19 protein-coding genes and 3 tRNA genes are annotated in these 16,465 nt (G+C 52.1%); 11 read left to right on the forward strand and 11 right to left on the reverse strand.

What is annotated here, in order from left to right; all coding sequences use genetic code 11:
- Positions 1-135 precede the first annotated feature (135 nt).
- The 3 genes from EKN38_RS12400 (at position 136) to EKN38_RS12410 (ending at position 429) form a co-directional block, all read left to right on the forward strand.
- Positions 136-211 (forward strand) — tRNA-Gly (locus EKN38_RS12400).
- Between the two features lie 46 nt (positions 212-257).
- Positions 258-331, forward strand: a tRNA-Cys gene (locus EKN38_RS12405).
- A gap of 11 nt (positions 332-342) precedes the next feature.
- Positions 343-429: transfer RNA gene (locus tag EKN38_RS12410), tRNA-Leu, on the forward strand.
- A 138-nt stretch (positions 430-567) separates the two neighbouring features.
- Here EKN38_RS12410 and EKN38_RS12415 read toward each other — a convergent pair.
- Positions 568-1,059, reverse strand: a complete 492-nt coding sequence (locus EKN38_RS12415) for an Hcp family type VI secretion system effector (RefSeq protein WP_014832451.1) — start codon at positions 1,057-1,059, stop codon at positions 568-570.
- A gap of 293 nt (positions 1,060-1,352) precedes the next feature.
- Here EKN38_RS12415 and EKN38_RS12420 point away from each other — a divergent pair, with 293 nt between their 5' ends.
- Both EKN38_RS12420 and EKN38_RS12425 read left to right on the forward strand, forming a co-directional pair.
- Positions 1,353-1,655 (forward strand): polymorphic toxin type 44 domain-containing protein, encoded by a 303-nt coding sequence (locus EKN38_RS12420; RefSeq protein WP_238540742.1) that lies wholly within the window; start codon positions 1,353-1,355, stop codon positions 1,653-1,655.
- Positions 1,633-2,097 (forward strand): hypothetical protein, encoded by a 465-nt coding sequence (locus EKN38_RS12425; RefSeq protein ID WP_014832449.1) that lies wholly within the window; start codon positions 1,633-1,635, stop codon positions 2,095-2,097. The genes EKN38_RS12420 and EKN38_RS12425 overlap by 23 nt, the downstream gene beginning before the upstream one ends.
- A gap of 51 nt (positions 2,098-2,148) precedes the next feature.
- On the opposite strand, the gene EKN38_RS12430 is transcribed toward EKN38_RS12425, so the two are convergent.
- From EKN38_RS12430 to EKN38_RS12450, 5 genes are all read right to left on the reverse strand, one after another.
- Complete coding sequence (locus tag EKN38_RS12430; RefSeq protein ID WP_014832448.1) at positions 2,149-2,865, reverse strand: ABC transporter ATP-binding protein; 717 nt, start codon at positions 2,863-2,865, stop codon at positions 2,149-2,151.
- The gene (locus EKN38_RS12435; protein WP_014832447.1) at positions 2,862-3,737 is read right to left on the reverse strand and encodes an ATP-binding cassette domain-containing protein; all 876 of its coding nucleotides are present in this window, start codon (positions 3,735-3,737) and stop codon (positions 2,862-2,864) included. Before EKN38_RS12435 ends, EKN38_RS12430 begins: the two co-directional genes overlap by 4 nt.
- Positions 3,734-5,008 carry a high-affinity branched-chain amino acid ABC transporter permease LivM gene (gene livM / locus EKN38_RS12440; protein WP_014832446.1) on the reverse strand — a complete coding sequence of 425 codons (1,275 nt, stop codon included), beginning with the start codon at positions 5,006-5,008 and terminating at the stop codon, positions 3,734-3,736. Before livM ends, EKN38_RS12435 begins: the two co-directional genes overlap by 4 nt.
- A gap of 11 nt (positions 5,009-5,019) precedes the next feature.
- Positions 5,020-5,934, reverse strand: coding sequence for an ABC transporter permease subunit (locus EKN38_RS12445; RefSeq protein WP_014832445.1), 915 nt, complete (start codon positions 5,932-5,934; stop codon positions 5,020-5,022).
- 99 nt (positions 5,935-6,033) lie between these two features.
- Positions 6,034-7,155 carry a branched-chain amino acid ABC transporter substrate-binding protein gene (locus EKN38_RS12450; protein ID WP_014832444.1) on the reverse strand — a complete coding sequence of 374 codons (1,122 nt, stop codon included), beginning with the start codon at positions 7,153-7,155 and terminating at the stop codon, positions 6,034-6,036.
- A gap of 422 nt (positions 7,156-7,577) precedes the next feature.
- Here EKN38_RS12450 and EKN38_RS12455 point away from each other — a divergent pair, with 422 nt between their 5' ends.
- Positions 7,578-8,246, forward strand: a complete 669-nt coding sequence (locus EKN38_RS12455; protein ID WP_014832443.1) for a YecA family protein — start codon at positions 7,578-7,580, stop codon at positions 8,244-8,246.
- Positions 8,247-8,279: 33 nt separating this feature from the next.
- Here the strand turns inward: EKN38_RS12455 and tyrP are convergent, their stop codons facing one another.
- Positions 8,280-9,491 carry a tyrosine transporter TyrP gene (gene tyrP, locus EKN38_RS12460; protein WP_014832442.1) on the reverse strand — a complete coding sequence of 404 codons (1,212 nt, stop codon included), beginning with the start codon at positions 9,489-9,491 and terminating at the stop codon, positions 8,280-8,282.
- A gap of 248 nt (positions 9,492-9,739) precedes the next feature.
- Here tyrP and EKN38_RS12465 point away from each other — a divergent pair, with 248 nt between their 5' ends.
- Positions 9,740-10,081: a hypothetical protein gene (locus tag EKN38_RS12465; RefSeq protein ID WP_014832441.1), complete on the forward strand. Its 342-nt coding sequence runs from the start codon at positions 9,740-9,742 to the stop codon at positions 10,079-10,081.
- 36 nt (positions 10,082-10,117) lie between these two features.
- Here EKN38_RS12465 and ftnA read toward each other — a convergent pair whose 3' ends face one another.
- Positions 10,118-10,615 carry a non-heme ferritin gene (gene ftnA, locus EKN38_RS12470; protein ID WP_014832440.1) on the reverse strand — a complete coding sequence of 166 codons (498 nt, stop codon included), beginning with the start codon at positions 10,613-10,615 and terminating at the stop codon, positions 10,118-10,120.
- Positions 10,616-10,810: 195 nt separating this feature from the next.
- Positions 10,811-11,149 carry a YecR family lipoprotein gene (yecR, locus tag EKN38_RS12475; RefSeq protein ID WP_014832439.1) on the reverse strand — a complete coding sequence of 113 codons (339 nt, stop codon included), beginning with the start codon at positions 11,147-11,149 and terminating at the stop codon, positions 10,811-10,813.
- Positions 11,150-11,404: 255 nt separating this feature from the next.
- On the opposite strand from yecR, the gene EKN38_RS12480 reads away from it, so the two are divergent.
- The 3 genes from EKN38_RS12480 (at position 11,405) to EKN38_RS12490 (ending at position 12,609) form a co-directional block, all read left to right on the forward strand.
- Entirely contained in the window at positions 11,405-12,043 is a 639-nt protein-coding gene (locus tag EKN38_RS12480; RefSeq protein ID WP_014832438.1) for an RpiB/LacA/LacB family sugar-phosphate isomerase, read from the forward strand.
- 123 nt (positions 12,044-12,166) lie between these two features.
- Positions 12,167-12,250 carry a stress response protein AzuC gene (gene azuC, locus EKN38_RS12485; protein WP_014832437.1) on the forward strand — a complete coding sequence of 28 codons (84 nt, stop codon included), beginning with the start codon at positions 12,167-12,169 and terminating at the stop codon, positions 12,248-12,250.
- A gap of 107 nt (positions 12,251-12,357) precedes the next feature.
- Entirely contained in the window at positions 12,358-12,609 is a 252-nt protein-coding gene (locus EKN38_RS12490) for a DUF2766 family protein (protein WP_014832436.1), read from the forward strand.
- Positions 12,610-12,657: 48 nt separating this feature from the next.
- Here EKN38_RS12490 and EKN38_RS12495 read toward each other — a convergent pair whose 3' ends face one another.
- Together EKN38_RS12495 and EKN38_RS12500 are read right to left on the reverse strand one after the other, a co-directional pair.
- The gene (locus EKN38_RS12495) at positions 12,658-14,001 is read right to left on the reverse strand and encodes an anaerobic C4-dicarboxylate transporter (RefSeq protein WP_014832435.1); all 1,344 of its coding nucleotides are present in this window, start codon (positions 13,999-14,001) and stop codon (positions 12,658-12,660) included.
- A gap of 156 nt (positions 14,002-14,157) precedes the next feature.
- Entirely contained in the window at positions 14,158-14,661 is a 504-nt protein-coding gene (locus EKN38_RS12500) for a non-heme ferritin-like protein (RefSeq protein ID WP_014832434.1), read from the reverse strand.
- A gap of 800 nt (positions 14,662-15,461) precedes the next feature.
- On the opposite strand from EKN38_RS12500, the gene araF reads away from it, so the two are divergent.
- On the forward strand, positions 15,462-16,451 hold the full coding sequence (gene araF / locus EKN38_RS12505; protein WP_014832433.1) for an arabinose ABC transporter substrate-binding protein AraF: 990 nt from the start codon (positions 15,462-15,464) through the stop codon (positions 16,449-16,451).
- The last annotated feature ends 14 nt before the right edge of the window (positions 16,452-16,465 follow it).

Consider the following 16,465-nt stretch of genomic DNA (forward strand, 5'->3'; position numbering starts at 1 on the left):
TCAGCAAACGATCCGGGGATGCAAAAAATAACGTTGACTCATCACGTCATATCAGTAGAATGCAACGCATCGAACGGCGGCACAGTTAGCCGGACGATAATGAAATCAAGTGGTTAGCAGTTAACTTGATGACATGCGGGAATAGCTCAGTTGGTAGAGCACGACCTTGCCAAGGTCGGGGTCGCGAGTTCGAGTCTCGTTTCCCGCTCCAGATTAAAGACATGCGCAATCGCGGGTGTCAGTTTAAAAAGTTTTACGGCGCGTTAGCAAAGCGGTTATGTAGCGGATTGCAAATCCGTCTAGTCCGGTTCGACTCCGGAACGCGCCTCCACTTTCTTCCCTGGCCGGATGGTGGAATCGGTAGACACAAGGGATTTAAAATCCCTCGGCGTTCGCGCTGTGTGGGTTCAAGTCCCACTCCGGCTACCATGGGAAACAAAGAATAATCAAAGCAATAAGCAGTGTCGTGAAACCACCGAAAGGTGGTTTTTTTGTGTCTGAAATTTGCTTTTCCTGGTCTTAATGCAAGAGTGGTTGCAAAAAATAAGGCGGATTAACTGCCCTGCATTAGACTGTAACGCGCTCGTTCCATGCGTCCGAGTATTGGACATTCCCGTCGCAGTACTTCCAGGTGATACGCTCATAGCGGAGCTGTATACCTTCGTTGTGATTGTGTATCTGTAATGCTGGCTCTTTGCAGTTATGCATAACGGGGTTAATACTGACTACCCGGACGTTTTCAAGCAACATATTGAAGTATTCAACTTCTTGTCCTGCATCGTTGATTTTATACCATTTTATCTCTGCGCTTTTTAGCGTCTGGCCTGTTGCTACCGCTTTGTAGAGGTACGGACTCGAGCTATCAAACTCTTTTTCGATTACGAGAGGCGCATGGAGGCGCGTACCGGTTATTTTGCCCGTCCCGTTATCGGTCGGAACCAATAAGCCGTGACTAAATGAAAGCACTTCAATACTCCCTTCACGATCTAAAATATCAACAGATCCTTTGATATCCGCACCACCGTCATCCTTAAGCCATAAGTAAGCAGGAATAGCCATTTCAAAAACTCCTTTTTGATGATTAAACGGCTATTAACGGCTTAAACTGGATAGCGTGTAATACACATTGTGCCATTGGCGATTGAAATGAAATTAGGTTACTTATTGATATTAATAATAAAAATATTAAATTGATCTTGGGCAATATACGCAATCTCAATTACTTTTATGTTGCCTGCTTTACATGGCTACAGAGATCAAGGATGGCATGTATACCAATTTACCCACCCCGTGGGCTGGAGATTTTACGGGAACACATCAGACTCGCGAGAGCACGGTGCGAAGTGCAGGACATGGCCGCTCCGCTAACGTATATCTGGTTTTATCATCGAGTCAGAAACGGTGGGCCGTGGGATTACAAACAAAAAAATCGGCTGTGGGCTGATTTTGGTAACTTTCATTTCGGGGCAGTGGGTTATGCTGCTTGCATTCCGGCAGAAATTTTACATATGGCCGCTGGTGCGGCGCAGTGGAAAGCGGGCACATCAAGAGAAGAATGGGGAAATTTCATGCAAGACCCACCGTTCGGCGATGACCCGATTGATCAGTTCTGGATAAAACAGGGAATTGACTATGCTAAACAGCACCACTTTTAGAGTGCTGCATTGGACCGCCACTGTGATTATGGCCGTTATGATCGCGATGTACTGCTATTTACAGCATATTCAGCACTTAACTGTGCGAGACAAGCTTTACGAGGTTCGTCAACTCACACCAAGGACGTGGCTATATATCACTGAATACGCAGAACCGGACACGACAACAGGGGACGTATACCGCTATTTTTTGGCGAGCAAGTATGACGGCGATCCCCTGGAGGGTCTCGAAAAGCAGCACATCGCCCCCACGCTTACAGCGAACACGCCACGTGCAAAAGTTGATGGAATCGGAAATAACATCTCTTTCACCGTTCACGGCACCGTATACGACTTTACGACCTCCGCATTTTTTTATGATGCTGAGGGGATAGCGGTCGCGCCATCGGTCGATTTAACTGCTCGCGGTGAAGGCTGGGATAAAGGGAAATTCAACAAATAAATAATGTTGGCGCGATCTGCTGTTCAAGAAGTTAATGACCTGTTTTTGACATCACACCCCGCCCAAATACGCCTTCCTCACCTCCTGATTTCCCAGCAATTCCTCACCGCTGCCGCTCAGGCGGATCTGCCCGTTAACCATGACGTAGCCGCGGTCAGAAAGCTTCAGCGCGTGGTGCGCATTCTGCTCCACCAGAAAAATGGTCATCCCGTTGCGGGCCAGTTCGCGCAGCGTCTGGAAGATCTGTTTCACCACAATCGGGGCCAGGCCGAGGCTGGGTTCATCCAGTAACAGGAGTTTAGGGCGGCTCATCAGCGCCCGGGCGATGGCCAGCATCTGCTGTTCCCCGCCGGACATGGTCATCGCGCGCTGTTTACGCCGCTCTTTGAGGCGAGGGAAGAGGTCAAACATCGTTTGCATATCTTCTGTCGCAAACTGACTGCCAATGGGGATGGTCCCCATCAGCAGGTTCTCTTCCACGGTCATATCGGGAAAAATGCGTCGTCCTTCCGGCGCCTGGGCAATGCCTTCGGAGGCGACATAGTGGGTCGATTTATGACTGATGTCCTCTCCGCAAAACACGATCTGCCCGCTGCGAATACGCGGCTGGCCGAAGATAGACATCAGTAATGTCGATTTACCCGCGCCGTTAGCACCAATCAGCGCCACGGTTTCCCCTTTGTTTACTTCAAGAGTTACCTGTTTCAGCGCCTGGATCACGCCGTAGAATACGTCCACTTCGCGGAAGGCCAGCATCGGAGTGCTCATAGATTGACCTCGCTTTCATCGGTGCCCAGATATGCGGCAATCACTTTTTCATCATGCTGGATCTGCTCGGGTTTCCCTCTGGCGATGACGTCTCCATGGTCGAGCACAATAATGTCGTCCGAAATCTCCATCACCATCCCCATATCGTGTTCAATCAACAGTACCGTGATGCCGTGGTGGTCGCGCAGAAAGCGGATAATGTTGCTCAGCTTGTGCGTTTCAACCGGGTTGAGCCCGGCGGCGGGTTCATCCAGACAAATCATTTCTGGTCCGGTGCACATGGCTCGCGCGATTTCCAGACGCCGCTGCTGGCCGTAGGATATCTCGCCCGCCAGGCGATTGGCACAATCCACAAGATCCACCACCTCAAGCCAGTAGAAGGCCCTGTCCAGGGCGTCGCTCTCTGCCCGTCGGTAAGCGGGAGTATTGAGAATTCCGGCGAGCAAATTACGGTTAACGCGCATATGCTGTGCGACCAGCAGGTTTTCAACGACCGACATCTCACGGAACAGGCGGATGTTCTGGAAAGTACGTGCCAGCCCGGCGCGGTTAACCAGATGCGTCCCGCCAAACATCTTATAGAAAAGGCGCTGCCCCAACTGTGCTGGATTTATCCAGTCACCCGGCTGGAATTTTTGCCCGAGCACCTGAATGACGTTGGTCGTTTTGTTGCGTGCAGTAAACTGGATGCTCCCGCCGGACGCTTTATAGAAGCCGGTGAGGCAGTTAAAGACGGTGGTTTTGCCAGCGCCGTTTGGGCCGATAAGGGCGGTAATCGAGCCGCGCTGCACGTCGAGATTGACGTCATTAAGCGCCCTGATCCCACCAAAATGCATCATCAGGTGCTCTACGCTTAAAATCGTTCCGTTCATGGCGCCACGCCCTTACGCACGGCAAAGCCGCTGCGGTTAATGCGGATCAACCCGCGCGGACGCCAGATCATCATCACCACCATCAGCATGCCAAACAGCAGGACGCGATACTCAGCAAAGCTGCGCAACAGTTCGGGTGTCACGGTGAGCACAAAGGCTGCCAGCACGACACCAAGCGTTGAGCCCATGCCGCCCAGCACCACGATGGCGAGGATCAGCGCAGATTCAAAAAAGGTGAATGAGGTTGGATTCACAAAACCCTGATAGGTGGCAAAGAACACGCCCGCAATCCCGGCCGTTGACGCGCCCAGCGTAAAGGCCGAAAGTTTAACCAGCACATGGTTGAGGCCCATGGAGCGGCAGGCGATTTCATCTTCCCGCAGGGCTTCCCATGCCCGGCCAATCGGCATTCGCGTCAGGCGATGCTTGATATAAAGCACCAGCAGCACCACCAGAAACAGCACCGCGTAAATAAAGATAAACTTCATATTCGGGTTGTACGTCAGATGGAAAAACTCATGAAATGGCACGCCACCTTCTTTGGCGCGTCGACCAAACTCCAGACCGAAAAACGTGGGCGGCGGGGCTGACACGCCATTAGGCCCGCCGGTAAAGGTTAGCCAGTTGTTCAGCACCAGACGGATAATTTCCCCGAACCCGAGCGTCACAATCGCCAGGTAGTCGCCATGCATGCGCAGCACCGGGAAGCCGAGCAGGGCACCGGCGGCAGCGGCCATGATTGCCGCCAGCGGCAGCATGCTCCAGAATCCGAGTCCCAGATATTGATACCCCAACGCCAGTCCGTAAGCGCCGATGGCGTAGAAGGCGACATACCCCAGATCCAGCAGTCCGGCCAGACCCACGACAATATTCAGCCCGAGGCCGAGCAGGACGTAAATCAGCCCGAGGATAGCAACCGTCAACAGGTATTTGGTGGCGACAAAGGGGAAGCAGATCGCAAGGGCGATCGCCAGAGGAATAACCCAGCGCAGGCGGCTTTTGTATTCCGGCGGGCGAACATATACCCCCGCGCTGTCGGCCTCGAACCGTGCCTGAAAACGGGCCCCCGCAGCGGTACTTAAAAAAGCGCTCAGCAGAAAACGCCCAACCATCACTGTGCCGACCATCCAGGCCAGTCGCTGTCCGGCAAAGTTAAAGCTATACCCGTCCAGCACCACGCCTGCAATCGGGCCAAAAATAATCAATGCGATCAGCCCGGAAAACATCGCGTCCAGCAGGCAGCGCTTGAGGGAGAAACCGTGTGATGTCATCGTTTTCTCCTTCACACTTTGGCCACAACAGGGCGGCCGAGCAGCCCCTGAGGACGAAAAATCAGGATCATGACCAGCAGCCCAAACGAGAACACATCTTTGTAGTCCGAGTTCACCATGCCGGAGAACTGGGCTTCCGCCACCCCCAGAATCAGCCCGCCGAGCATCGCGCCGGGCAAAGAGCCGATCCCCCCGAGCACCGCGGCCGTGAAGGCCTTGATACCAATGACAAACCCGACGTAGAAATCAAAAGTGCCGTAATTCATGGTAATGAGCACCCCCGCCAGACCGGCCATTGCCGCGCCGATGACAAATACCAGTGAAATAATCCTGTCGGTATTTATCCCCAGAATGGAGGCCATTTTTCGATCCTGTTGTACCGCGCGGCACATTCGTCCCAGCCGGGTATGGCTGATTATCCAGGTGAGTAACAGCATCCCGGCAAAGGAGGCGAGCAGAATGAATACTTTGGTGTAGGTGATCTGCACGAACCCCTCTCCCAGATGCAGACGAATCACGCCATCCAGCATGGTGGGAACCCCTTGCTGACGCGGCCCCTGGCTCAGTTGCGCGTAGTTTTGCAGGATAAGTGACATGCCGATGGCGGAGATCAGCGGCGCCAGACGGGTGGAGTTGCGTAGCGGTTTATAGGCAATGCGTTCGATGGTCCAGCCATACACCCCGGTGACCACCATGGTGAATACCAGCGTGCCGAGGATCAGCAGTGGGAATGACTGCAGGCCGAAGAAGGAGAGCAGCGCCAGGCCAATCGCGCAGAGATAGGCAGAGATCATATACACTTCGCCATGGGCGAAGTTAATCATCCCGATGATGCCGTACACCATCGTATACCCGATGGCGATCAGTCCGTAGACGGAGCCCAGCGTTAAGCCATTAATTAACTGTTGCAGGAAGAATGTACTCATCTTAGCGCGCTCTTTATAACGGCCGCGCAACCCGCGCAGCCAGATGTGTTGTTTGCGTCGGCAGGCGGCCCTGCCGACGTTGAGCGTGACTCCGTCCCGTTACGGCACTTCCTTATACTTACCTTTGTCGTCCCACTGATACACCACGTAGTCAGAGACTTTCAGATCGCCTTTGCTGTCCCAGGCTTTTTTACCCATCACCGTATCGACCGAATTCGCCTTCAGCCATTCGCTGGCTTTGGCTGAATCCTTGCCGCCCGTAGCCTTGAATGCCGCGGCGATAGCCTGCACGGAGGCATAGGAGTAGAGGGTGTAACCTTCCGGTTCGAATTTACCCGCACGGAATTTCTCAATGACCGCTTTACCGTCCGGGATCAGGCGCGGATCTTTACCGAAGGTCATATAAATGCCGTTGGTATATTGAGGGCCACCCGCCGCGGTCACCATCTCTTCATTGACAATACAGTCGCCGGAGAAGAATTTTGCCTGCACCCCCTGTTCGCGCATCTGACGAACCAGCGGACCGGCTTCAGGGTGGCAGCCCCCGAAGAACACCACGTCCGGTTTTTGCGCCCCAATTTTGGTGACCAGGGCGTTAAAGTCTTTTTCCCCGCGGGATAACCCTTCGTACATCACATCCTGCACGCCGCGTTTTGCCAGTGCGGCTTTGGTGGCGTCCGCCAGGCCCTGGCCGTAGGTGTCTTTATCATGAATGATCACTACCCGTTTGGCTTTCAGCTTGTCGATAATGAAATCGCTGGCGACCTGGCCCTGCTGGTCATCGCGGCCGCACATGCGGAACATATCGCTCATGCCGCGTTCGGTAATCAGCGGGTTGGTGGAGCCAGGTGTGATGGCGATGATCCCCGCGTCGCTGTATACCTCGGAGGCGGGCATGGTGGACGAGGAGCAGAAATGGCCGACTACCGCGTTGACTTTATCCTGGTCGACTAAACGGTTGGCGACGGCAACGGCCTGCTTGGGCTCGCAGGCATCATCTCCCTGAACCAGCTTAATTTTTTCACCGTTGATCCCGCCAGCGGCGTTAATGTCCTCTGCAGCTTGTGTTGCGCCATGCCAGTACTGATCGCCGTAGGTGGCATTGGGGCCTGTGAATGGCCCGGCCACGCCAATGACAATATCTGCCCGGGCGGAAAATGCCGTCACCAGACAACCGGCCAACACAAGAGAAAGAGGAGTTCTGATTAATTTCAGCGACATTATTGTGTTCCTTAGCAAAGAGGTTTTTGCACCACGGTGTAAACCCGAACGCCCGACGGCGCAGCCAATCAAAAACACGAGCGAGAAAAATGATGTTACGAACAAGATACGGTCAGCATCCTGCTTAATACGGCGAGGTTTCCATGCGCAGTGTCGCGTGCTGAAGATTAAGCAAAATCGTTGCCAGAATGGTTAACCTGTTGACGGCGTTGCGACATGTTGAGTATAGAGCGCCGTTGTACGCAGCCTTGCGGGACGCACTGAAATTACAGCGGAGATCACATCTCATTAACAATAAAGCCCATAAGTTGTGCAAGGGTCACGATTTGCACGTTTTTGCAGCAATAATTCGCGTAACTTCCGCCGGGAAAGGCGTACGATATGTGTTAGGATCCTTTCCTTTTTGATCAGGAGTGTCAGCAATGACTGAAGGCCCATTAAATGAAAGCGAAATGGAGTGGCTGGAAGAGACGTTAATGTCTTACGGTCATGACGATGCGTCCGTGATTGACGTGTCCGAACTGGACGGCATGCTTACGGCAGTGCTTTCCGGCCCCGTGGTTGTCGAGCCAGACACCTGGCTGGTGGCGGTATGGGGCGGCGAGAAATATATCCCGCGCTGGAAAAACGATCGTGAAATGAACCGTTTTATCGATCTCTGCTTTAAGCATATGAACGACATTGCTGAGCGCCTGAGCGAATTCCCGGAACAGTTTGAGCCAATGTTTGGTTATAACGACGTGGACGGCCAGAGCTACACCGTTGTGGAAGAGTGGTGCTATGGCTATATGCGCGGCGTGTCGCTGACCGACTGGTCTGCACTGCCTGAAGAGCTGAAAGCGGATCTGGATGCCATTGCGCTTCACGGCTCAGAAGAGCACAGCGAGAAACTGGATGCCCTGAGCGAAGAGGAGTACATCGCCAGCATCGAGCGTATTCAGCCAGCGGCGCTGCGTTTGTACGACTACTGGTCAGCTAACCCTCAGCAGCCGGAAGCGCAGAAACCGATTGTGAACGGCACAAAGGTCGGGCGTAACGATCCGTGTCCGTGCGGCAGCGGGAAGAAGTTTAAGAGCTGTTGCCTGCACTGATAAAAAAAGGGGCTGTTGATAGCCCCCTTTTTTTTACCCCACTTCCGGCAGCATTCCCGCCGCAATTAAGAATTGCACCAGAATAATGACCACCCCGCAGGCAAACACAATGCACAGCAGCGGTTTTCCGCCCGCCACCCGGTACCCTTGCCGGGGATGCTGTTGACGGCTTTTCCACGCCAGCAGAGAAGGGAGCAACAGGGCAAGGACGGATAGCGCCACCCCCGCATACCCCAGCGCCATGACAAACCCGCGCGGATAGAACAGGGCAAAGGCCAGCGGAGGCAGAAAGGTGATCGCCCCCGTCTGTAAGCGACCGGAGACGGAATTGCGACGCTGGAACAGATCCGCCAGATAATCAAACAGACCGAGCGCCACGCCCAGGAATGACGTGGCCAGCGCCAGATCGGCAAACAGGTGTACCGCCAGTTCCACGTGTGGCGACGTGACCACTTCACGCAGCGCCAGCAGAAAACCGTTCAGACCGGCGTGTTCCGCCATCAAGCCAATAAAAGTGGAAGAATCGATACTGCCCAGCGTTACCAGTTGCCAGAAAATGTAGGCGATCAGCGGGATGGCGCTACCGATGACAAACACGCGGCGAAGCTTGCGAATATCGCCGTTCATATAGCTGACAATGCTTGGCACACTGCCATGGAAGCCAAATGAGGTAAAAATGACCGGGATCGCGGAAAGCGCCAGCCCTTTTTCCAGCGGCAGTGTCAGCAGGTTGACTTTGTGAACATGCGGTGCCAGCAGAACCAGCATTACGATCAGAAAGAGAATTTTGGCGCTGAACAAGAAACGGTTAAACAGATCGACCAGCGAGGTGCCCACACAGACCACGCCGCCGCCGATGAGCGTAAAGAAGATGGCCCCCGTCGCCGGGGTGATACCCGAACCGAACCCGTCGTTCACGCTTGAGGCGATCAATTCCCCGGCACCGCTAATATAGGCGGCAGTGAGGGCATACATCAGGAACATCATGCTAAAGCCGGTAATCCACTGGCCGTAACGGCCCAGATAGCGTGCCGCAAGCGAACCCAGCCCGGTATCGGCAGGCACGTGCTGATACACCTCAAGCAGCAACAGCGCGGTGTAACACATTAATGCCCAGAGTGTGCCCAGCAGCAACAAGGTCATACCAAATCCGACGCCCGCGGCGGCCAGCGGCATCGCCAGCATTCCTGCGCCAATCGTCGTTCCGGCGACGATAAAAATACTTCCCAGGGTTCTGTTTTTCACGCTTTCCTCTACAACGCTTCACGATCGCGACAAAATCTGCGGCGCAGAGTAAGGGAAAAGCCGTATTTCGTCAAATCACCGTTACAAGCTGTGTAATATAAAATTTACACTTTTGGCGGGCATAAGCTGCCCGGTAAGTCACTGATCCTTCTGATACGAGGGCCTACTTCATAAGGACAATAGGATTGCGCGAAAATCAGGCGTAATTTAAACAGAAATTGCAAAATATAAAATAAAGTGAGGTTCTGATGGCGGGAGAGAATCCATTTACGGCGGCCTGGAGCCGGGGCGGTAATTTGTTATGCCACGGCCACTGGATCATCAGCTGGCAGAATACGGCGCTGGTACTGCCGGAATCCAGACGCGAGAAAGATATGGGAACCTGGGCTATTTATTCGATAATCGATCCGGAGGATGAGACCTTCGCACAGGGGTTAAAAGAAGATGAGTGGATTATCGAAAACGTGGACTGGCTGACGGATGTTTTCTTTGATGCGGGTATTCCCCTTGAGACGGCCAACTATCGATACTTTTTCCAGGCCATAAATCCGCATGACTGGCGCTGTACGAGCTGTGCTGGCTGCATGTAAAAAAATAGGGCGCTGAAAGTCAGCGCCCTATCGATATTAATTCTGGGTATCCAGCGTTGAGAGTTCTTTATCAATAAAGTAAAGACCTTCACCGGTTTTACCGACCAGCGACAATTTATCCAGCACAGATTTAAACAGCTTCTCTTCTTCGTGTTGTTCAGCGACATACCACTGCAGGAAATTAAAGGTTGGATAATCCTGGCTGGTCATTGCCGCATGCACCAGTTCGTTAATTTTCTGGGTGATCAGCTGCTCGTGCTCGTAAGTGGCACGGAACAGTTCATCAAGCGAGCCATACTCCGCAAACGGCGATGCCACGTTATCAATGCGCGGCAGGCTGCCGGTATCTGTCAGATAATCAAAGAGACGCTGCATGTGGGTCATCTCTTCCTGCGCGTGACGACGCAGGAACGCGGCGGCACCTTCAAAGCTGTGATAGCTGCACCAGGCGCTCATCTGCTGGTAGAGCAGGGATGAAAAAAGCTCAAGATTCATCTGAGCATTGAGCTTGTCGATCATTTCAGTTTTCAGCATGGTGACGCTCCGGTTTATTATTTCTGGTTCACAATGAGCGACACTATAATTTGTTATTTAATTATATGCAAAAAGTAAAATAAATATCTGCTTATTTAAAAATACGAATGGGAATAAAACGCATTGGCAATTTTTTATATTTATAAATGAGAATTATTTTATTTACTGGCTGCCAGCCAGGACTGGCAGCGCAGATTAATACCACGGGTTATTAGAGGCCGGTTTAACAGCATAACCCATGCATTTGTACTGGATAGTGACGCTCTCGTTCAGACACAGTGAGCCGCTAATCAGGGTGCAGGTTTTAATGGGCTGACCATAGGCAGACGCGGTGGCATATCCCATGCCCTGACACGCTTTAGTTGCGGTGCCGTTATTAACATATTCATCAGACCAGGCGTTTTGCAGCGCGGCCTGACCATAGTCGAGGCGGACTATCCCGTTCGGCGCATCCAGGCTACTCACCTGTGCCTGGCGGTTGATGCTACATCCCGCGAGCAGCAGGATCGTACCGACAACGTAGACTCTTTTCATGGTTCGCTCTAAGTAGATGGAAATACGTTATCGTACCTGTCGCTGTCCGGTGCAATGGCTGGAATAGCCAGATAATCTACCCTTTCTCTTTGCAACGGGCGGGTTAAGCCATTGTCAGGGTGAAAATTGTGAGTCCTACTTCATTTTTTTAAAACAATCTTTCATTTAATTTGAAAGTGCGTTTGTCAGATAGTAGGGTGATGATGACAACGTATCCATAGCGGGCACTCCCGTAACGCATTCAGGAGAGAGACAATGAAAATCGCACTGATGATGGAAAACAGCCAGGCCGCTAAAAATCCATTGATACTGAAAGAGTTAAAAACGGTCGCCGACGAAAAAGGGTTCCCGGTGTTTAACGTTGGGATGAGCGACGAGAACGACCATCATCTGACCTATATCCATCTGGGCATTATGGCGAGCATTTTGCTGAACGCGAAGGCCGTTGATTTTGTGGTGACTGGGTGTGGAACGGGCCAGGGGGCGCTGATGTCGCTGAACATCCACCCGGGCGTGATCTGCGGCTACTGCATCGATCCTGCGGATGCGTTTCTCTTCGCTCAGATCAACAACGGTAACGCGCTTTCACTGCCGTTTGCCAAAGGCTTTGGCTGGGGCGCTGAGCTGAACGTACGCTTTATTTTCGAAAAAGCGTTCACCGGGCGCAAGGGAGAAGGTTACCCACCAGAGCGTAAGGAGCCTCAGGTCCGTAACGCGGGGATCCTGAATCAGGTGAAAGCGGCTGTGGTGAAAGAGAACTATCTGGACACGTTACGGGCTATCGATCCTGAGCTGGTGAAAACTGCCGTATCCGGCCAGCGCTTCCAGCAGTGCTTCTTTGAAAATTGTCAGGACAAAGAGATCGAGGCTTTTGTGCGCGAGATTGTCGGCTAAAATGCGTGGCTGTATGCAGAGAAAATTGTGATGTGAGTCACAAAAATATTGATTTTTGTGATGGTGGTCATATTATAGGCACATTGACGATAAAGTTGTATAACAAGTTAATGGAGCATCACAATGAAACTGCGCAAAATCCTGAAAAGCATGTGGGCTAACTACTGCAACACATTTAAAGACGTGCCGCCAGGCGCAATGTTCTGATAAAAAAACCTGCTTCGGCAGGTTTTTTTATGCCTGCGATCGCCAGAAGGGAGATGAAAGGGGGCGTGTTTTGTTACTATGGCGGCCTTTAAATAAGGAGAAACCCCATGTCTCAAAACCTGAGCGCCGATCAGGAGCTGGTGTCTGATGTCGTCGCATGCCAGCTGGTCATCAAACAAATCCTTGATGTACTAGATGTTATTGCGCCGGTCGAAGTACGCGAGAAGATGTCCACCCAGCTGAAAAACATCGATTTTACCAGCCATCCCGCGGCGGCAGATCCGGTCACGCTTCGGGCGATCCAGAAAGCTATCGCGCTGATTGAACTGCGATTCACGCCGCAGGGCGAGTCTCACTAACGTTAAGCAATGTGAGAAGGGCGACAGCGTCTGTCGCCCGGAAAGCGTTTAAAAGAAAGTTTGCACCAGCAAATAACTTGCCGCGCATGCACAGCTCACCCCGATTAACCCCGGCAGGATAAAGCTGTGGTTGATGATAAATTTGCCGATACGGGTTGTCCCTGAACGGTCAAAACCGATGCAGGCCAAATCGCTTGGGTAGGTGGGTAGCACAAAGTAGCCATACGACGCCGGGAAGAAAGCGATCAGCATTTTCGGATCGATACCCAGCATCAGGCCCATCGGGGCAACGGCCGTCAGCGCTGCCGCCTGGCTGTTCACCAGTTTAGAGACCAGGAAAAGCACGATGGCATAGGTCCACGGATGGCTTTTCACGACCCCTTCCAGCGCCAGCTTGAGCTCGTCGAGATGCGCCTGGAAAAAGGTATCACTCATCCATGCCACCCCGAACACTGAGAAAATCGCCACCATCCCGGCTTTGAATACCGCGCCGTTAGAAATGGTTGCCGCATTGACCTTACAGGCGACCAGCATCACCGCACCCGCAATGAGCATCATCATCTGGATGACAAGGTTCATCGACAGCGCCGTCAGTTTGCCTTTCACCTCAAACGCCGGGCGCAGTTCAGGCAATGCGCCAAGCAGGACAACCACCGCGATCCCGGCGAAGAAAATCCACGTGGACCAGTAGGCCTGTTTCGGAAAACGTCGATTCATTAACGTCTCGGTTCCGCCGTAGATAAACTCACGCTGTTTCGGATCCTTCAGCTTTTCCTGAAATTCCACGTCATCGGCTAAATCTTTCCCGCGGCGCAAACTCCACAGGGCGGCAATCGCCACACCAAACAGCGAGGCGGGAACCGACACGGCGAGAATTTCGAGGATCCCCCACGCGTGACCGATGCCGTGCTGGGCACCCAGGATCGATATCAGCGACACCACGGCAACGGAGACCGGAGACGCGGTAATCGCCATTTGCGATGCCACCGATGCGACGGCCATCGGGCGTTCCGGGCGGATCCCTTTTTTTAGGGCAATATCGGCAATAATCGGGAACATGGTGTATACCACATGCCCGGTACCACACAGAAAGGTCAGCATCCAGGTGGTAAAGGGGGCGAGGAGGGTGATGTGCTGAGGATGTTTGCGCAGCAGGCGCTCGGCAAATTGCATCATCACATTCAGGCCGCCTGCCGTCTGCAGGGTAGCCGCACAACCGATCACGGCGAGGATGGTCAGCATCACATCAACCGGGGGTTTACCGGGCTGCAGACCAAAGATAAACGTCAAAATAAAAAGGCCGATACCGCTTATTAACCCGAGTCCCATCCCGCCAAAACGGGTGCCTGTCAGCAGGCACAGGAGGATGACAATAAACTCAATGGTGATCATGATGCTCCCTCGTCATTAATTATGTAATTAAATAAATCATTACATTTTGTATGGATAATCAATGAGAGCGAGATCTGATTTGTTAAATCTCAGGAAAAGCAGAAGGTTGGCTGTGAGAAAAGAGGCCCACTCCCGAACGGGAGCAGGCGAAAATGCTTAGTGGTGCTGTACGGTCACCAGATCAAGCAGGTGGCGGTCGGTCTGTTCCGGGCATAAACCGGCCAGCTGTGCATTGCGGAGCTCATCCGCCAGCGCATTGAGCAGTATGCCGTCCTGCTGCTGCTCTTTGTCCATATCGCGCAAGAACTGCAGGGTAGTACTGTCATGCTGTGCCCTGGCTTCATCAGCCAGTTTATTCAGCGTGACACAGCGTTGCTCATACTCTTCAAGCGTTTTCTGGAATAACTCCTCCAGCGAGGAGTAGTGACCATTAATCGCATCAGGGGCTTTGACGATAGGGTTTGCCCCTGCGCCTTTCATAAAGTCAAAGACGCGCATCATATGGGTGACGTTACTCTGCGCCTGGGTACGAAAAAAAGTGGCGGTACCGTTGAGACGGTTTTCAGAACACCACTCGCTCAAATGGAGGTGCAGATTCGACGCATAGAACTCCAGGTTCATCTGCGCATTGAGTTTTTGCATCATCGTTTGGGTAGTCATACCAATATCCTTATAGACTGTTGGGTGTGATGTCCGTAACAAAACCTGAACGGGCAGGTTAAGACGAGTAAGTGGCAGAAAAACATTTCTGCAGCGACAAAAGTCGACCGAATATTCACTTCCTGTGTTCGATTTAAATAAGCATACCCCTGCGAGAGGATTAAGAAAACTCTTAATTGGCTTGCTTTTACCATACATTACAAAATTTAATATAGTACAAAAATAACAATATGTTGTTATAAATCACAATTTAAATAACTTGTTGATATTTATGCTTTATTTGTATTTGTCTATTGATATTTGCCGGGCGGAAATAGTGAGTCGAAATAATACTCGGTGAAATGGATAATTCGGGATTAACTCTTTCAACTATATGATGCATTGATTAAATTGCGCTAAATCAATTTTTATTCAATAGCGCCTGATGCCATTTTTCCCGCAACGCGGGTTCAAAACACATTTGGATGAGGAGATCTTCCTGCCACCATCGCGGCCGCAACCCGCGTGTCTGGTTATCAGGGATTTCTTAGCTGATCTTATGGATAATTCTGCTTATCTCTGTTTCATTTGTCCGACAATTCCAGCCATTTTTATGTCATTTTTCGCTGAATTTATGTACGCAATTACTGTAATTCTGCGGTGTGATGGCGCTCTCTTATGGATGATTAATTTCCCGCTAAAACTATCACCAGCACTAACGCTTATGACGAGGTAAGCGCTAATGCCTTGTTTTAAGTCCGATTAAATAAGAAGTACGCAAATATTCCCTACAGAAAAGAACGCTAATGCTGGAGTTTACCATGCACAAATTTACTAAAGCGCTGGCGGCCATCGGTCTGGCTGCCGTTATGTCACAATCCGCTATCGCTGAGAATTTAAAACTCGGTTTTTTGGTAAAACAGCCGGAAGAACCCTGGTTCCAGACCGAATGGAAATTCGCCGATAAAGCCGGGAAAGATTTAGGTTTTGAAGTCATTAAAATCGCCGTGCCTGACGGTGAAAAAACGCTGAACGCCATCGATAGCCTGGCGGCCAGTGGTGCAAAAGGTTTCGTTATCTGTACACCGGATCCAAAACTGGGCTCAGCGATTGCAGCCAAAGCGCGCGGCTACGACATGAAAGTCATTGCGGTTGACGATCAGTTCGTCAATGCCAAGGGCAAACCGATGGACAGCGTGCCGTTGGTCATGATGGCGGCAACCAAAATTGGCGAACGTCAGGGCCAGGAACTCTATAAAGAGATGCAAAAACGCGGCTGGGATGTGAAAGAGACCGCCGTGATGGCCATTACCGCCGACGAACTGGATACCGCCCGCCGTCGCACCACCGGTTCCATGGACGCGCTGAAAGCGGCCGGCTTCCCGGAAAAACAGATTTATAAAGTCCCAACCAAATCCAACGATATCCCGGGGGCCTTCGACGCTGCCAACTCCATGCTGGTTCAGCATCCGGAGGTCAAACACTGGCTGGTGGTTGGCATGAACGATAACACTGTGCTGGGCGGCGTGCGCGCCACGGAAGGTCAGGGCTTTAAAGCGCCTGATGTGATCGGCATCGGCATCAACGGCGTCGACGCGGTGAGTGAACTCTCTAAAGCGCAGGCGACCGGGTTCTACGGCTCTCTGCTGCCAAGCCCGGACGTACACGGCTATAAATCCAGCGAAATGCTGTACAACTGGGTCACCAAAGGGGTTGAACCGCCGAAATTTACTGAAGTGACCGACGTGGTGTTGATCACCCGCGACAACTTCAAAGAGGAGCTGGCGAAAAAAGGACTGGGCGGTAAGTAATTCGCGGTGATTGT

This window comes from Enterobacter sp. WCHEn045836 (assembly GCF_003965585.1).
Classification (GTDB): Bacteria; Pseudomonadota; Gammaproteobacteria; order Enterobacterales; family Enterobacteriaceae; genus Enterobacter; species Enterobacter dissolvens.

Coding starts and splice junctions, on each gene's coding strand:
- EKN38_RS12415 (WP_014832451.1), bottom strand. CDS start 1,059: ATGGCTATTCCTGCTTACTTATGGCTTAAGGATGACGGTGGTGCGGAT.
- EKN38_RS12420 (WP_238540742.1), top strand. CDS start 1,353: ATGGCCGCTCCGCTAACGTATATCTGGTTTTATCATCGAGTCAGAAAC.
- EKN38_RS12425 (WP_014832449.1), top strand. CDS start 1,633: ATGCTAAACAGCACCACTTTTAGAGTGCTGCATTGGACCGCCACTGTG.
- EKN38_RS12430 (WP_014832448.1), bottom strand. CDS start 2,865: ATGAGCACTCCGATGCTGGCCTTCCGCGAAGTGGACGTATTCTACGGC.
- EKN38_RS12435 (WP_014832447.1), bottom strand. CDS start 3,737: ATGAACGGAACGATTTTAAGCGTAGAGCACCTGATGATGCATTTTGGT.
- livM (WP_014832446.1), bottom strand. CDS start 5,008: ATGACATCACACGGTTTCTCCCTCAAGCGCTGCCTGCTGGACGCGATG.
- EKN38_RS12445 (WP_014832445.1), bottom strand. CDS start 5,934: ATGAGTACATTCTTCCTGCAACAGTTAATTAATGGCTTAACGCTGGGC.
- EKN38_RS12450 (WP_014832444.1), bottom strand. CDS start 7,155: ATGTCGCTGAAATTAATCAGAACTCCTCTTTCTCTTGTGTTGGCCGGT.
- EKN38_RS12455 (WP_014832443.1), top strand. CDS start 7,578: ATGACTGAAGGCCCATTAAATGAAAGCGAAATGGAGTGGCTGGAAGAG.
- EKN38_RS12465 (WP_014832441.1), top strand. CDS start 9,740: ATGGCGGGAGAGAATCCATTTACGGCGGCCTGGAGCCGGGGCGGTAAT.
- ftnA (WP_014832440.1), bottom strand. CDS start 10,615: ATGCTGAAAACTGAAATGATCGACAAGCTCAATGCTCAGATGAATCTT.
- yecR (WP_014832439.1), bottom strand. CDS start 11,149: ATGAAAAGAGTCTACGTTGTCGGTACGATCCTGCTGCTCGCGGGATGT.
- EKN38_RS12480 (WP_014832438.1), top strand. CDS start 11,405: ATGAAAATCGCACTGATGATGGAAAACAGCCAGGCCGCTAAAAATCCA.
- azuC (WP_014832437.1), top strand. CDS start 12,167: ATGAAACTGCGCAAAATCCTGAAAAGCATGTGGGCTAACTACTGCAAC.
- EKN38_RS12490 (WP_014832436.1), top strand. CDS start 12,358: ATGTCTCAAAACCTGAGCGCCGATCAGGAGCTGGTGTCTGATGTCGTC.
- EKN38_RS12495 (WP_014832435.1), bottom strand. CDS start 14,001: ATGATCACCATTGAGTTTATTGTCATCCTCCTGTGCCTGCTGACAGGC.
- EKN38_RS12500 (WP_014832434.1), bottom strand. CDS start 14,661: ATGACTACCCAAACGATGATGCAAAAACTCAATGCGCAGATGAACCTG.
- araF (WP_014832433.1), top strand. CDS start 15,462: ATGCACAAATTTACTAAAGCGCTGGCGGCCATCGGTCTGGCTGCCGTT.